This is a genomic window from uncultured Paraglaciecola sp. (genome assembly GCF_943787955.1).
In the GTDB taxonomy this organism is placed as follows: Bacteria; Pseudomonadota; Gammaproteobacteria; order Enterobacterales; family Alteromonadaceae; genus Paraglaciecola.
Window position 1 is genome coordinate 301,764 of record NZ_CALSOK010000010.1, and the last position, 15,978, is coordinate 317,741.

The window sequence follows — 15,978 nt, forward strand, 5'->3', positions numbered from 1 at the left end:
TTAGGTGTTTTTTATTATGTATGAAAATTATTACGGACTGACTTCTAAGCCCTTTCAACTGACACCTGATCCTAACTTCTTCTTTGGCAGTAAATGGCATAAACGTGCCTTATCTTATTTACAATATGGTTTATCTCAAGCTGAAGGTTTTATTATCATCACTGGCGATATTGGTACGGGTAAAACTACCATCGCGAACAGTTTATTAGATAACATGCAACAAGATATTGTTGCCGCACAAATTGTCACGCCAAAATTATCACCAGATGAATTAGTGAAAATGGTTGCCAGCAAATTCAATGTGCCAGTCAAAGGTAGTTCTAAGTCAGACATTTTGAATGATCTTGAAGCATTTTTGATGGACCTGCATAAACAAGGTAAACGCGCATTGTTATTGGTTGATGAAGCACAAAATTTGCCTTTAGAAACCATCGAAGAATTACGGATGCTATCTAACTTTCAAGCCTCGGGTAAACCCTTGTTACAAAGCTTCTTGCTGGGACAAGAAGAGTTACAGCCTATTTTACGTGCGCCTAATATGGAGCAATTTAGACAACGTATTGTGGCATCATGTCATTTAGTGCCTTTAACCGATGAAGAGTGCCAAGCTTATATCGAATATCGCATGCAACACGCAGGGTGGGATGGGCAGACATTGTTTTCAGCTGGGGCATATGATCGAATTTTTCAGTTTACTCATGGCATTCCAAGAAAAATCAATACTTTGATGGACAGGATCTTGCTTTTTGGTTTTCTTGAAGAGCTAAAAACCTTAGACGAATCAGCAGTTGAAAGCGTGATCAAAGAAGTGTCAGAAGAGATGTTTCTACCGGAAAAGCAACTCCAAACTCAAGCAAAGCCTAGAAATATTCTAGATGTGGCTACCGAAGATGGGCAAGTTAAAGACGTAGAGTATTATAAAACTATGCTTACTGAATTAGTCGATGCTTTAGATAACGCTATTAGTCAAAAAATTAAACTCACTCGTTATATCGATCGCTTATTACAAAAGAAGTACAAAACGTATGTGCGTTTGAAGTCCGATGATTAAAATAAATGTTCTTGTAACGCTTTAAGGTAAAAATAATGTTCGATCAAGTAATTTTTTGTTAAAGATTCAATTGAATGATAGAACTTAAATTTAATATTTTACTGTAAGGTTGTACATTGCAAAAATACAGAATTGACCTTTCTGTATTTATTTTATTCGGGGTGTTTGCTGACGGACCAGTTTTCAAGGAACGACGCAAAGCTAATCATCACAGCAAGTTCAGCAAAAATAGTTATTTGTTTTGTTATTGATAAGTGTTATGGCCTTTATTTTAGTCAGGCAAGGCACTCAACTCATAGTCATAAAAAAATAGTAAGCACAAAAAAACCTTAGCTATTATTAAGTTAAATAATAGCTAAGGTTTTTTATTTTTTAATACTCAATCAGTTCGATTTCGTTAATCTCGATTGAATAAATTCTGCTAATTTGCCACTAGCCTGTGGATGTTGAGACTTTCCAGTTAATAAGCATATCTTTATCGCACCTAATTTTGGCAGATAATTATACCGAATAATATCTAGCTGTTTGGGTACACTGCTTTTAGCCAATGCGCTAATCCCTAAACCCTGCTTAATGGCAGCAGTGATACCGCTTAAGTCAGCGTTGGTATAACTGATCCGCCACTGCTGAGTTTGCTGCTTTAATTTACTGATGACACGGCTTCTATACACACAACCATCAGGTGCTAGTACTAACGATAAAGTGGATGGTAAATTAGGTAAGCTTCTATCGCCCACCCAAACTAATTCATCTATCAGTAATACTTGTCCGTCAATTTGAGTGTCAGGGTGGACGAGTGCCATCACTAGGTCAAAACCATTAAGCGCTTCTTCCTCAAGTAAGGATTTGCTCAATGCAGAGGTGACTTCCAGAGACACATCAGGATATAACTGACCAAATTCGCCAATAATACTGGGCAGTAAGGTGGTGGCAAATTCACTAGGGATACCCAGACGTAATCGGCCCTTCAAAGATGTCGGCTGAAATTGGCGAAAAATGCTATCGTTTAAGTCCAGCATAGTTTGTGCTGTTTTATATAAACTTAAGCCATCTCGATTAACAATCTGTCTTTGCCCTTGTTTAGCAAAAAGTCGTTTTGATAATTGTTGCTCTAGGCGTTTTATTTGCAGACTTACCGCAGGTTGTGAAAGACCAATTTTTTCGCCTGCTTTCGCATAGCCACCAACATCCACGACAGTGACAAAAGTGCGCAGGTTATCAAGAGAAAGTTGTTTCATGCAATCTAATCTAAGTGATTTGTAAACAAGCCTTTTAAATAAGACTTTTAAATGATTCTCTTATCATTCATAAGAAATGTAAATGTAAACATTAAATATTTCAATTTGTTGTACTTGGTTACTGTCATTATAGTTAATGAATACTTTAGTCATGGTCACAATATTTAATGCCAAATAAAACTGTTTTACATGCCAAACATTTGGAGTCGGGGGCCAAAATGGTCGATTTTCATGGTTGGGAAATGCCTATTAATTATGGTTCACAAATAGAAGAACATCACGCAGTGCGCAAAGATGCGGGAATGTTTGATGTATCTCACATGACGATAGTGGATGTAACTGGCAAAGATGCAAAAGCGTATCTGCGGTTTTTGTTGGCCAACGACGTGGTTAAACTACAAGATAAAGGTAAAGCATTATACAGCGGCATGATGAATGAAACGGGTGGGGTGGTGGATGATCTAATTGTTTATTATTTTGACCAAACCAATTATCGCTTAGTTGTGAATTCTGCCACTCGTGAAAAAGATATGGATTGGTTATTACAACAAGCCAAATCATTTGACGTGATGATCACCGAACGCCCAGAATTCGCTATGATAGCGGTGCAAGGCCCTAATGCTAAAAGCAAAGCCGCACAGCTGTTCTCTGCGGCACAAAAAGAAGCAGTAGAGGGTATGAAAGCCTTCTTTGGTGTGCAGGCAGAAGATTTATTTATTGCTACCACTGGATACACAGGTGAAGCAGGCTACGAAATTATAGTACCTGCTGCTGATGCTGCAGATTTCTGGCAAAAATTGTTAGACGTAGGTGTGGTACCTTGTGGTTTGGGTGCCAGAGATACACTGCGTTTAGAAGCTGGAATGAATTTATATAGTCAAGATATGGATGAGACTATTTCACCATTAGCAGCGAATATGGCTGGGACAATTACCTGGGAACCCAAGGATAGAAAGTTTGTGGGGCGTGAGGCGCTAGAGCAACAAAAGATGGCAGGCACAGACAAGCTAGTGGGCTTAGTGATGACCGACAAAGGCGTGTTACGTGCTGGCCAAAAAGTGCAAGTTACCGGCGGTGAAGGGGTGATTACCTCAGGCACTTTTTCACCCACCTTAGGTCACAGTATTGCTATGGCGCGCGTGCCCTCAACCGTTGGCGATAGTGCTGAAGTTGAAATACGCAAAAAGTGGGTTACAGTAAACGTGGTCAAACCTAGTTTTGTTAGACATGGTAAAAGTGTTCTGTAGCCCACAGAACAAACATTCAAGATTAAATATATAATTATTAGGAACAAACATGAGTAATATTCCAGCAGATTTACGTTACGCTTCAACTCACGAATGGGTGCGCCCTGATGGCGATGGTGTATTTACTATAGGTATAAGCGACCATGCCCAAGAATTACTAGGCGATATGGTGTTTGTGGAGCTACCGGATATAGGTTCTCAAGTCGGTACAGGCGATGATATTGCTGTTGCAGAGTCAGTGAAGGCCGCATCTGATGTATATGCACCCATCAGTGGTGAAGTTTTAGAAGTGAATGCAGGCCTAGAAGACGCGCCAGAGTTGGTCAATTCTGACCCATATGGTGAAGGCTGGTTATTTAAAATTAGAGCCGAAGATCCCAAAGAAGTAGAAGCTTTGTTTGATGCCGAAGCATATGAAGGCAACATCGAAGACGAGTAAGCTGCTCACAAGGGAGGACTATTCAGTCCTCAAGCCGTTTTAAACGTTATTAAAATCAAAGTGCGTGGGTAAATCTTTTGCTCGCATTCTTTGCTCCCATTTTTTGTACACATCAGGAATGCTAGCTAGCCATGTCATTATCTCATTTTTCATTATCAGAGCTTGAACAAAAGCAGGATTTTGTTCGTCGTCATATTGGTCCCAGTGAAGCAGAAATGGCAGAAATGCTTGCTTCAATTGGTGCAGAGTCGTTAGATGATTTAATGCAACAAACCGTGCCTGAAAGCATACGTTTACCGCAACCGTTGAAAGTGGGTGAAGCACAAACAGAAGCTGACGCCCTGGCCTACTTAAAAACAGTAGCGAGCAAAAACAAAGTCATGCGTTCTTTTATAGGAATGGGCTACTACGATACACTCACCCCTAATGTGATAAAGAGAAACGTACTAGAAAATCCAGGTTGGTACACCGCTTATACGCCTTACCAACCAGAAATTGCTCAAGGCAGACTAGAAGCCCTACTTAATTTTCAGCAAGCGACCATCGACCTTACTGGTATGGAACTCGCATCAGCTTCATTGTTAGATGAAGCTACCGCTGCTGCTGAAGCCATGGGATTGGCTAAACGTGTCTCTAAAAATCGCAATGCGAATACGTTTTTTGTAGCAGACGACGTACACCCACAAACATTAGATGTCGTGCAAACTCGCGCAGATATGTTTGGTTTTGATATCGTTGTGGGTAAAGCTCAAGACGCCAGTCAGCACGATGTGTTTGGCGCACTATTACAATATCCCGGCACATCGGGCGCAGTAAATGATATCGCAGATATCATTGCTGCCGTGCAAGCCAAAAAAGGCATAGTAGCAGTGGCATCTGACCTACTTAGCTTGATTTTACTAAAACCACCCGGTGAAATGGGCGCTGATGTAGTATTGGGCAGCGCGCAACGTTTTGGCGTACCAATGGGTTACGGTGGCCCTCATGCTGCGTTTTTTGCCACCCGTGACAGTTACAAGCGCTCATTGCCAGGGCGTATCATCGGTGTGTCTAAAGATACCCGTGGTAAACCCGCTTTACGTATGGCACTGCAAACTCGTGAGCAACATATTCGCCGCGAAAAAGCTAACTCAAACATTTGTACCGCACAAGTATTGTTAGCTAATATGGCGTCTTTTTATGCGGTTTATCATGGCCCGCAAGGCTTAAAAACCATTGCTTCACGTATTCACCGTTTTGCAGACATTCTTGCTGCTGGTTTAGTTAAAGCAGGTTTTGAGTTAGTAAATAACACTTGGTTCGACACGTTAACGGTTAATGTGAGCAGCAATAAACAACAGATAATTGATGCCGCTTTAGCCAACAACCTTAATTTGCGTACCGACGTTGATGGTTCGTTGGGCATAAGTATTGATGAAACAACGTCACGTGACGATTTGCAGGCCGTATATCAAGCGTTTGTTGGTGCTAATGTTGAACTAGATATCAACGCCTTCGATAAAGTGATTACCGATAACGGCAGTGGTTCAATCCCAGAAGAGTTAGCCAGAACATCCGGCTTCTTAACGCATCCAGTATTTAACAGTTATCATTCTGAAACTGAAATGCTACGTTATATCAAATCACTAGAAGACAAAGACTTAGCCTTAAATCACTCGATGATTTCGTTAGGCTCTTGCACCATGAAACTCAATGCCACCGCTGAGATGATCCCCGTGACATGGCCTGAGTTTGGTCAACTACACCCATTCTCACCTCTTGAGCAAGCACAAGGTTACACACAAATGATTGATGAGCTCAGTGAATGGCTCATCAACATTACTGGCTACGATGCTTTGTCTATGCAACCCAACTCAGGTGCTCAAGGTGAATATGCAGGTTTGATCACTATTAAGAAATATCATGAGAGCAGGGGAGAAGGGCATCGTAATATCTGCTTAATTCCAAGTTCTGCCCACGGTACCAACCCCGCGTCAGCGCAAATGGTGAGTATGAAAGTGGTTGTCGTAAATTGCGATAAAGACGGCAACGTCGATTTAGATGACTTACGCACTAAAGCCGCCGAAGTGGCCGATAACCTATCATGTGCCATGATCACTTACCCCTCCACCCACGGTGTTTACGAAGAAACTGTGCGTGAAATGTGTGACATAGTGCACGAATTTGGCGGTCAGGTGTATATGGATGGTGCCAACATGAACGCCCAAGTAGGCGTGACTTCACCGGGTTATATTGGCTCAGATGTGTCGCACTTAAACCTACACAAAACCTTCTGTATCCCACATGGTGGTGGCGGTCCAGGTATGGGCCCAATAGGTGTTAAAGCCCACTTAGCGCCATTTTTACCTAATCATAAAATCATAGGTATTGAAAACGCAGGCGATAGCGAAGTACGCGAGCACGGTGCTGTTTCAGCGGCACCTTGGGGCAGTGCTTCGATTTTGCCTATCAGTTACATGTACATTAAGATGATGGGTAGCGCGGGCCTTAAAAAAGCCACCGAAGTCGCCATGCTCAACGCAAACTACGTCGCTGAGAAATTATCATCTCACTACCCCGTGTTATACCGTGGTCGTAACAATCGCGTAGCACACGAATGTATTATTGATTTACGTCCACTCAAAGAAAGCTCGGGCATTACCGAAGTTGACGTAGCAAAACGTTTGAACGATTACGGTTTCCACGCGCCTACTATGAGTTTCCCTGTAGCAGGCACCTTGATGATCGAACCCACAGAATCAGAAGCTAAAGCCGAACTCGACCGCTTTATTGAAGCCATGGTGAATATCCGCTTAGAAGTCGCCAAGGTTGAGTCAGGTGAGTGGAATGCTACAGATAATCCATTACATAACGCCCCCCACACCCTTGAAGATATTTGCGACAACGATTGGAATCGCAGCTACGACAGAAAGCTTGCAGCTTATCCAGTCGCTTCAGTGGCTAAAAATAAATTCTGGCCAACAGTGAATCGTATTGATGATGTGTTTGGGGATAGGAATTTGATGTGTAGTTGCCCAGATTTGGATAGTTACAGAGAGGATTGATTTCTACGTCATCCTTGAAACCTCAGCTGCATTGCTGTCGCTACTCGCCCCAATCACATATTAATCATATGCTCATGGGGCTCGTAGCTTGGCGGCTTTGCTGAGGCTCCAATGATTTAGTAGAAAGAGAATGTGTTTTTGAAAGGGTTTCAAACTTTCTTGGTTATTTGAAGAAACGAGCTTAGGCACGTTTTTTTGTTTGTGGCTACGCTGTTTTTATGCTTTGCCGATATCCGATTAGGTGGCTCCGTCACTGCATTTCCCGCCTTTAAAGTTTCAGTAAAAAATGGCTTATTCTTGGGGCAAATGACAGCGGACGCCGCGCGGGGAAGTCATTTGAGTGGAGCTTGAAGGGATACATTCGTAACGACCCAAGAATAAGTCATTTTTTGCGGTTAAGAACTTTAGTAGCGAGCGGCATTTTCTGGATACTCTTTTTTGCTGTTGAAAAAGAGTATCTGGTTCGAAGGGATTCGAGACAAAATCCATCAGCGGACGCCGCGCGGGACGATGGCGCGAAGAGTGCTTTTGAATTTTTATACAGAATTAAAGCATGCGCTGGCGCTTACCGCCCTCCATGGCTTTTTTCACACAGCATCCTTGCTGAATGACTTACTTTTTGCCTACAGCAGCAAAAAGTAAGCAAAAAGTGCCGCTCGAGGGCAATACTCTTCATCCGATTATTTTGCGAATTAAGCAGGTCGTTTGCACTTGTTCCCGGCAATGGCAAACTCAATTAGCATCCCTGCTAATTGCCCTACTGAATTCACACAATAATCAGCGAGCCTTGAGTCGAGGGAAGGTCAAAAGCATCGGCTTTGCCGACTAGGGTGTTTTAATGGCTTAGCCATTATTTAGGATGGTTGCTCTAATGATTTTAGGGCTGAGCCATTTAAATTGACTCTGACCCTGATAATTTGAAATTGACTCTGACCCTGATAATTTGTAATTTGCTGACCCTGATAATTTGAACGGACATTGAGCGGCAGGCAGTTGATTGCACTTATTAGTTGAATTCAATATATGAAAAAGAGGTCGATATAGAAAATATCGGGGTAACTATATTTTAGATTCTGTGAAAAATAACGTTTATTCTATTTTTACTCTGCCTATCAACTGCCGAGATTTGCATCAGCCTTTTTCAAATTAGCCTCAAATTCTTCAATCGTGACCGGCTTGCTAAATAAATAACCTTGATACTGCAAGCAGCCGTTATCCAGCAGAAATTGACGTTGTTCAGGGGTCTCCACCCCCTCAGCGAGGACCTCTATACCCAGACTGGATGCCATAGTAATAATGGTGCGCACTATCTTTCTGTCATTGCTGTCGGTGGCAATATCATGTACAAATGACTGGTCTATTTTCAATTGCGCTAGCGGTAGTATTTTTAGATATTGCAAAGATGAATAGCCGGTACCAAAGTCATCTAGTGCGAAATTAATGCCTATCTTGTTTAGTGCATTCATTTTTGCGATGATGTCGTTGATGTTATCAAGCAACATGCTCTCTGTAAGCTCTAGTTTGAGTCGCACTGGGTTAGCGCCGTGGCGCTGTATGGTTGCCAGCACTTGCTCCACAAAGTCCACTTGATGTAATTGCTTAGCACTCACATTGACTGCAAGTACGATATCACTGGTGAGAGGGGATTGCTGCCATGCCTTGAGTTGAGCGCAAGCCGTATCTAGCACCCATTGCCCAATGGGCAGAATCAATCTTCTGTCTTCTGCCAACGGAATAAAGTGCCGTGGGAGAATGATGCCAAGCTCTGGATGCTGCCACCTAATTAAGCCCTCTGCACCTATAGGTTGACCGGTGCTGTCCACTTGCATTTGATAGTGTAATTGGAATTGCTGTTGTTCAATGCCTTCCCGTAGCTCATTTTCAAGTTTTACACGGGCAATGATAACCTCTTGCATCATTGGGTCAAAAAAACGAAGGGTATTGCCGCCTTGGGCCTTGGATTGATACATGGCAATATCTGCCTGTTTTAACAATTCCTCCGCCATCAGTTCATGGCCAATGAACAATGTAGCGCCTATGCTAGCGGTACTAAGGCAACCGTGTTCGTCAAGTTGATAAGGTTGGTTGAGTGAGATGTTGATTTTTGTAGCAATATCTTTAGTTTGAGCTGCCGCTTTAATGGCATCTTCGCTCAGGTTTTCCAATAGCACGACAAACTCATCCCCCCCAAAACGGGACACGGTATCGCCTTCCCGAAGACATGCAGTTAGGCGCCCTGCAACGTGTTGCAACAGCAAATCACCAACATCATGTCCCTGAGTGTCATTCAGGTTCTTGAACTGGTCCAAGTCGAGAAACAGTAGTGCGCCTCGTTTACCACTATGGGCACTGACTGCTAAAGCTTGATTGAGCCTGTCAAGAAAAAGACGGCGGTTTGGCAACTGTGTGAGTTGGTCATAGAAAGCCAGTCTCTCTATTTCATCTGCTGCAGATTTAATAGAGGTAATATCAGTGCTTGATCCTACGTAGTTGGTGACAGTTCCTTTAGCATTTTTAACTGCTGTAATGTAGAGATATTCTGGATAGACTTCGCCATTTTTACGCCTATTCAAGATTTCGCCTTCCCACATACCAGTTCTGTTGATGCTATCCCACATGGTGGCGTAGAACTTTTTACTTTGCATGCCTGAGCTAAGTAGACGAGGAGTCTGACCGACTGCATCTTCTGCGCTATAACCTGTAATGTGAGTAAAGGCGCGGTTCACCCTAACAATGACATTACTGGCATCAGTCACCATCAGACCTTCTTGGGATTCGAAAACTGTGGCGGCGATGCTAAGCTCTTTATTGGCGATGACTAACCCAGCTGCTCGTTTATCTTTCTCTTCGTTGGCAATAACTAACTCAGCTGCCTGTTTATCTTTCTCTTCGATTGCATTATTCTTTTCTTGCACAGTCAGCCTATGCTGCGAGAGAACTGCTGAAAGTAGCATAATTGGAACTGCCGTAGCGATCAGATAAAACTGGACAGACAACACATTTTCTATAGGCGAACTAGAGGTAAATGGACCTAAGCCGTTGGCGGCAGTGCCGACAGAAAAAATTGTTATCACCAAGATGGCAAGGTGAACACCAATACCGTTGAAACGGATTGCCGCCCAAAGAAGAAACGGTAGAGGGGCGTAGAGTAAAGCTGGGAAATTATCCGTAACGCCTGCCTCTGCCCCTAAAGCATAGTAGCTTACTATAAATAGACACAAGGCTAATCCCAGTGCCTCTAGTGTGCGGTTGAACTTGACAGACTTGAGCCAGCTAAGTCTGGCTTGGAACCCAAGTATAATCAAAGGAGTTACTATGAGTAGACCAATTGTGTCACTTAGAAACCACGCTCGCCAGAAAGACCAGTAACTCAACTCGGGTGCCTCAAAGAAGGTTACGGCACTGGCAACACAAGCAGCAAATGACCCACTCACAAGCACAACTAAGAAGAATCGCAACATCTCAGAGATTTGTTCGAATTTTATTGGGCTTGCAAGAAGATATCTCAAGCTAACCGCTGCGACTAGGGCTTCAAGAAAATTAGCGATAGAGAAAAGAACCACTCGATGTGCTAACAAGTCGTATTCCATAGAGAGAGTGATGTCTGCAAGCACCATGACCAGAAGATATGCCCACCAGCGACGCTGATCTGTTAAAAGCAATGCCGCCAAAACGATTGCATTGGCTGGAAAAAACGTAGCGATCTTATCCGTTGGAGTAGCTAACGCTACCCCAAGTTTACACCCAAGATAAAAAGCGAAACCAACAAGAAGAGCGTACAGCAGAGTCTGGCGCAACGAAACATGATGCGAACCTCCATTTGCAACAGGCCAACTCGTGCCTAATCCCATTTCAGTTATCCTCCTTAATGTGAAAATAGTCGCCGACATGTATGACACCACTACAGTGCAGCGTTGAAACTAGCACAAATAGCGATTGAGTCAAACTATCGGAGTCAAGAACAACGTTAAATTGTTCATGATGCATTTGGCTGCGTAATTGGTAATAGCTTAAGCGACTAGTGACAGCAATGTCAGTGGAGCTACAGGCAAACAGCAAAGACGAAAGGTCTTTACCTTGCAAACCATTGCTCCTATTGAAGAGCAAGGTTCGTTACCCACTCAAAAGTGCCCTACAGCAGTTGCAGCCATCCTAATTTGCTAAAACTTAGGCTTCTTACTCCTGAATCACTATGACCGCGACTGTCTGCAATTGGGACATGGACGACGGATAGAGGAAGTTGATGTTGAGGGGTTTAGCAGCAATATAATGCTTCGTTCGTATGTCTGCTATGTCGGAATTTTTGTCGTTAGCAGATTGGCAAAAATCGACCTATAGCTGACGTTAGAGAATTCGAACTACTAGGCTATATTGAGCGAAAAATCATCATCCGATTAATCATACATAGCTGACGGCAATGAGCGATCAACAGACGGTCAGCACCAGTTATTCCAATCATTGAATATCCATTGGTGATCCAAAAGATACTCAACCACCTGAATACAAAGAATGACGATGTCGTCGAGCTATTACTCCCACAAAGTCGAGCACCGCCTCAGATAAGTCTGTTTGAATAAAGCCGTTCATCATAATAAGCAATATTCAGAGCTGGTTTGCACAACAGCGGGAAGCGCTTGTTTTTAATTTTTTGAAAATAGCGGAGTAATACGTGAGAAGAGTCTGAATTTCGCTCCTTCCTTTATATGAGAAAGAGGAAAAATTTAATCTATGAGCTAAAGTATATTTTGAATGTTATGAAAAATGACGTTTATTCTACATTACACTCAAATAATGTGCAGTTTCTGTCGGTGAATTTAGTAGTACTAACAGTCAAACGTTAATATTGTGTTATCACATAAAAATTAGCAAAACGGAGGTTGTTTATGAAGTTAACCAGATTAGTTAGTTATTCGTCGGTAGCTCTGCTGGGAGCGTGTTTATTTATGGTGTCGATTGTTCAGGCGACGCCCATTACAGGTCCGCACTATAAACCCAAATGGAGTCAAGGACCGGATATGGATACGGGGACTGATACACTGTCGATGCATCGTAGTTTTGGTCCTGTTGTCGCAGATGACTTTCAGTCTGACGGGAGAGTCATCGCCGGTTTTCATTGGTGGGGATCCTACTTCCAGAACGCGGGCCAGGGGCTGGAGCGGGATGTGGTGTTTGAAATAAGTTTGCATACAGATTGCCCAGCCTCTGATCCTAGTTGCAACAATGGTGGACCTTATCCTTATTCTACGCCAAGCAACGATCCTAATTATTTTTCTGCAATAGTAACCGTAGAAGAAGATTATTTTGGAACTACAAGCTTAGGTGAGGATGTGTATGAATATTGGATCAAAACGGAAGGATTAACTGGGCCCGATTTTTGGAACGGAACCTGGAATGAAGTCGCAGGTGAAATATATTGGCTGGATGTCGCCTGGGCCGCAGGGCAATTTGGTACATCTGTAAGTGATGATGTGTGGGGTTGGCACGATAGCTCAGAGCAATACTTGGATAATGCCGTGCAGACTACAGCTGGAGGTGGCGCAAATCCTCACATTGGGCCATGGGATATGCTTGGTGGAGATAAAGCATTTGAAGTGTGGACTGTGCCGGAACCATCAATGTTAGCTTTGCTAATTATAGGGTTTGCAGGCGCAACGTTGGGTAGCAAACGTAAAGTGACTCGAAATCCCGGCTCACTAGCGGTAACTTGATTTTCTAAGCCTAAAGCAAAGCCGCTGATCACAGCGGCTTTTTCATGTTTGTTGGGTGAAGCCAGCAAACCCGTCCGCTTTCAGTTGTACTAGCGCTTTTTTATTTTACGAATGACTCCTTATGGCATCTACCTGCCTGATAGGCTGACTGACTCCAATGAGCGATCAGCCGTCAGTCAGTAGCGACGGTTTCTAAAACAAGTTTCTGAGATAGGCGACAGTCAGATTTTTTTACGTAATTTCCGTTTTGACTGAGCAGGAGGCATTGGAGTCTTAAAGTTTTACTCTGCCCAGACTAACTCCCCAAATTTGCCACTCAGTGTATATCTAGGTATTTAGAGAGTTGGTCTAGTGGCTAGCGACATGGATAACGCCTGCTTAGCTCTACTCTGACTTTATCTTTTTTTAATTGACCTAGGTCAATTAAATCAGGTGATAAATGATTAGTATTCTCACTGTAACATTAGCTAGGTAATATCATGAGAAAATCTACGAATATCTACTGCATCGTTCTTGCATTAGCACTAACTATAACGCCGGTCCAATCAACGCCAATACTCTCTGGAAACGCTGACTATACTACAGTGGCGAAGAATCTCCTGATCGACAGTATTGTTGCAGACCTCCTCAAGCCAGTCATCGATAGTGTGCTAGGTACTCTCAGTAATTGGCTTACGATTGATCTAACTAGTACTGCCTTGTCCCAAGATCACTTCTCCACGATAAATAATGCCTATCTACTGGTTACTTGCGTAGATGGCAAATGTACTAAAAAGTCTTCCCGTGGAACGAGCACCGACATATTTTTTGATGTTACAGTTAAAAAGACAGGTTCATATAACGGTGTTGCAGAGCTACAAACAATACTGCAGGACACAGCATTTACTAATCCATTTTGCCTAGGACCAATCAAAAACAAATCTAGTCTGAATTGCACCGACACAGTTAGGGCAACTTCGAACGAGGGTAAGGTGTTTCTTAGAGATAGTAGCGCCATCTATTATGGACTTATATATGATGGAGAGGGTTCTGGAAGCCTTCAAGTTGTTGACGGTCAAGACACGGGTAAGATATATGTCTCCGAACCATCAAGCATACTCCTTGCAGTCTTTGGAATCGCCCTTGTAGGGTTTACTCGAAAAATGCAGGTGTTTAGACATGCGGCGAACTCTGTACTAGCAGGCAAGGTTGTAAGGTAAAACCTTCTGTCCTTGTTGAGGCTTGATTATAATTCGGTAACCGACGGTCACACCTTGAAGTTGCAGTAAGCTTTCTTCATCAACCACTGTCAGATAAAGGAAACTTTTTTCCATATCGCGCACTATTAGAATTACAGAGACAGTCATTCTAATTTGCTTGAATTAAGACAATCAAAAAATTGGCACTCATTGGTAACTGTTCGGCAATAACCATGCTCATTGAGGAGATGGCTTTTGCTAGACGCTTGCAATGAAAACATGAAAATATTTAGATTAATTCAGAATAAACAGCTGCGGCCACATTCCTAGATTAGGTTGCCTTTTGAGGGGGTTCTATTTTTTAGTAACCACTCTTGTTCAGATTAGCTCTGACTGAAATTGGCACTTTTTTGACTGTCAGTTTTCAACTGCTTATGTCCACTTTGTCGGATTACCCGACATTAGAATAACAACCAAAAACAGCGACAAATTTATAGAGATACTTGCTTGAAAGTCTATTCTGCTCCCACCCACTGCCAGAATACGAAACCTAAATCACAATATACTAATTGGTCACAAACAGATTACCTCGGAGATCAATCATCATGGATGCTTCATTTTTACTATTGTGTTTCACGCATGAGGTAGCTGTTGTAACTATGACTAAAGAGTGACCTAAAATTAGCGCCAAATGAACTCACCGCAACCTGATTATTAAGATGCACTAGTCGGTGGTTTACCTGAACCTATTTATCACCAAGCAAATAAAATGGCTTGATCTAGGTCAAGCTTTTTGGCGACGACTTTTTATTAGTTCGACCCTGTGTTGCACGATTATTACGCTTGTTTTTTCCTCTCCTGTTAAATCAATGCTAATGATGCTCCCAGGATAATTGTAAGTAGCCATCCGGCAGCAAACTGGTGGCCAGCATTACGTTATTAATGTCCCCATGTTCAAGCCAGCTATTATGGGTGTGATGTTTGGGATTTAACCAAAAGTTTTCGATAGTTGTGTGGATGGGCTCAAAGATACTCAGCCTTGTTAGTAGCTCATCTAATAAATTTTGGTGACTAAAGCGCCCGGGATTTTGTTTCAGCCATTGTTGCATTTTGTTTATTGTTTGCAGGCCTATGGCTAGCCCTAATTCACGAAACGCCAAACGATGTTCTGCTCCCTGTTGTAGGGGATTATGGCTGACAAATACATGCAGACTTTGTTCGATATCATGTAATAAGTCTGTCAGCTTGATGTGTTGATTTGGATGCTGTTTGTCGCTTAATTGCAGTAGTTTGTAGGCATCACTGAGTAAGCCGCCTGTACCCAAGGTATCATGGCTGACCCAGCTTATACCGCTGCAGATTTCCAGTATATCGGCAATTTCAGTATCTAATCTGAATTCTGCTGGGATATCAGGGTGTTGTATTGCGCTGGCCTGCAACTGCAGATAGGTGAGCAAGCCGTCTAGGGGGTCGTGTTGCCCCATTGAGCTAACCAGAGGACGGGATAAGTCAATACTCATTTTCCAGTACATGCGCTTTGAAGCACCTGTTGCTGGCGTGTAAACAAATGCCCGGTGGGCGGTCTTAGCCAGTTCTATCGCCCATTGCGTATAAATGCCATTGCCGGTATCGCGACTAACACAGTTTAATGCATGCATCCATTTAGTCAGATAATGGAAGTACTGGCCGTCTTGTTGCCATTCAAGTGAATCGTCAACGGGGTCATCCTCACTACGTTCATTCAACGCTTTGCCAATTCTCAAACCTGCGATGGTGGGGTGTAGTTGTGCCTGCTCTTCATCAAGACCGCTGAGCCAGCCTTTATGGGCACTGTCTTTGCGCTGTTGTCCCAATACCTGGTGTACCTGAGAAACCAGTTGTAAAGCCTGTTGCAGAAAAACAGGTGTGGCGCTTTGCCGGTATAACGACAGAAAATTGCACACTGCAAAGGCGTCGGTCCAAAGGTAACGGCGAAGCTGTGTTGCTGAGCTGTTTATTCCAGCAGACAGTTGGTTAGCAATGGTAAATCTTTGCATAATGTCTCTGGCTTGGCGATAAGTGTGCATGCTCAAT

Annotated in this window: 11 protein-coding genes; 7 read left to right on the forward strand and 4 right to left on the reverse strand. The window is 42.9% G+C overall.

Features of this window, described 5'->3' with window-relative positions:
• Positions 1 to 16 precede the first annotated feature (16 nt).
• Entirely contained in the window at positions 17 to 1,051 is a 1,035-nt protein-coding gene (locus Q0Y52_RS09070; protein ID WP_297820780.1) for an XrtA/PEP-CTERM system-associated ATPase, read from the forward strand.
• 383 nt (positions 1,052 to 1,434) lie between these two features.
• Here the strand turns inward: Q0Y52_RS09070 and Q0Y52_RS09075 are convergent, their stop codons facing one another.
• Complete coding sequence (locus Q0Y52_RS09075; RefSeq protein WP_297820782.1) at positions 1,435 to 2,289, reverse strand: LysR family transcriptional regulator; 855 nt, start codon at positions 2,287 to 2,289, stop codon at positions 1,435 to 1,437.
• Positions 2,290 to 2,456: 167 nt separating this feature from the next.
• Here Q0Y52_RS09075 and gcvT point away from each other — a divergent pair, with 167 nt between their 5' ends.
• From gcvT to Q0Y52_RS09095, 4 genes are all read left to right on the forward strand, one after another.
• Positions 2,457 to 3,536 (forward strand): glycine cleavage system aminomethyltransferase GcvT, encoded by a 1,080-nt coding sequence (gene gcvT / locus Q0Y52_RS09080; protein WP_297820784.1) that lies wholly within the window; start codon positions 2,457 to 2,459, stop codon positions 3,534 to 3,536.
• Between the two features lie 49 nt (positions 3,537 to 3,585).
• Entirely contained in the window at positions 3,586 to 3,975 is a 390-nt protein-coding gene (gene gcvH, locus Q0Y52_RS09085; protein WP_297820786.1) for a glycine cleavage system protein GcvH, read from the forward strand.
• A 131-nt stretch (positions 3,976 to 4,106) separates the two neighbouring features.
• Complete coding sequence (gene gcvP, locus Q0Y52_RS09090; RefSeq protein WP_297820788.1) at positions 4,107 to 7,019, forward strand: aminomethyl-transferring glycine dehydrogenase; 2,913 nt, start codon at positions 4,107 to 4,109, stop codon at positions 7,017 to 7,019.
• Between the two features lie 438 nt (positions 7,020 to 7,457).
• Entirely contained in the window at positions 7,458 to 7,661 is a 204-nt protein-coding gene (locus Q0Y52_RS09095; protein WP_297820790.1) for a hypothetical protein, read from the forward strand.
• 470 nt (positions 7,662 to 8,131) lie between these two features.
• Here the strand turns inward: Q0Y52_RS09095 and Q0Y52_RS09100 are convergent, their stop codons facing one another.
• A complete protein-coding gene (locus Q0Y52_RS09100; RefSeq protein ID WP_297820792.1) occupies positions 8,132 to 10,909 on the reverse strand; it encodes an EAL domain-containing protein in 2,778 nt (925 codons plus the stop codon).
• A 993-nt stretch (positions 10,910 to 11,902) separates the two neighbouring features.
• Here Q0Y52_RS09100 and Q0Y52_RS09105 point away from each other — a divergent pair.
• Together Q0Y52_RS09105 and Q0Y52_RS09110 are read left to right on the forward strand one after the other, a co-directional pair.
• Positions 11,903 to 12,727 (forward strand): PEP-CTERM sorting domain-containing protein, encoded by an 825-nt coding sequence (locus Q0Y52_RS09105; protein WP_297820794.1) that lies wholly within the window; start codon positions 11,903 to 11,905, stop codon positions 12,725 to 12,727.
• A 479-nt stretch (positions 12,728 to 13,206) separates the two neighbouring features.
• The gene (locus Q0Y52_RS09110; RefSeq protein ID WP_297820796.1) at positions 13,207 to 13,926 is read left to right on the forward strand and encodes a hypothetical protein; all 720 of its coding nucleotides are present in this window, start codon (positions 13,207 to 13,209) and stop codon (positions 13,924 to 13,926) included.
• Here Q0Y52_RS09110 and Q0Y52_RS09115 read toward each other — a convergent pair.
• A complete protein-coding gene (locus Q0Y52_RS09115) occupies positions 13,903 to 14,073 on the reverse strand; it encodes a hypothetical protein (protein WP_297820798.1) in 171 nt (56 codons plus the stop codon). The two genes, Q0Y52_RS09110 and Q0Y52_RS09115, sit on opposite strands and share 24 nt — an antisense overlap.
• 704 nt (positions 14,074 to 14,777) lie before the next feature.
• Positions 14,778 to 15,971, reverse strand: coding sequence for a hypothetical protein (locus Q0Y52_RS09120; RefSeq protein ID WP_297820800.1), 1,194 nt, complete (start codon positions 15,969 to 15,971; stop codon positions 14,778 to 14,780).
• Positions 15,972 to 15,978: the final 7 nt, after the last annotated feature.

Excerpts from the sequence above, each read along its gene's own strand:
- gcvT (WP_297820784.1), top strand. The coding sequence starts at position 2,457 with ATGCCAAATAAAACTGTTTTACATGCCAAACATTTGGAGTCGGGGGCC.
- gcvP (WP_297820788.1), top strand. The coding sequence starts at position 4,107 with ATGTCATTATCTCATTTTTCATTATCAGAGCTTGAACAAAAGCAGGAT.
- Q0Y52_RS09070 (WP_297820780.1), top strand. The coding sequence starts at position 17 with ATGTATGAAAATTATTACGGACTGACTTCTAAGCCCTTTCAACTGACA.
- Q0Y52_RS09115 (WP_297820798.1), bottom strand. The coding sequence starts at position 14,073 with ATGACTGTCTCTGTAATTCTAATAGTGCGCGATATGGAAAAAAGTTTC.
- Q0Y52_RS09110 (WP_297820796.1), top strand. The coding sequence starts at position 13,207 with ATGAGAAAATCTACGAATATCTACTGCATCGTTCTTGCATTAGCACTA.
- Q0Y52_RS09120 (WP_297820800.1), bottom strand. The coding sequence starts at position 15,971 with ATGCACACTTATCGCCAAGCCAGAGACATTATGCAAAGATTTACCATT.
- Q0Y52_RS09075 (WP_297820782.1), bottom strand. The coding sequence starts at position 2,289 with ATGAAACAACTTTCTCTTGATAACCTGCGCACTTTTGTCACTGTCGTG.
- Q0Y52_RS09105 (WP_297820794.1), top strand. The coding sequence starts at position 11,903 with ATGAAGTTAACCAGATTAGTTAGTTATTCGTCGGTAGCTCTGCTGGGA.
- gcvH (WP_297820786.1), top strand. The coding sequence starts at position 3,586 with ATGAGTAATATTCCAGCAGATTTACGTTACGCTTCAACTCACGAATGG.
- Q0Y52_RS09100 (WP_297820792.1), bottom strand. The coding sequence starts at position 10,909 with ATGTCGGCGACTATTTTCACATTAAGGAGGATAACTGAAATGGGATTA.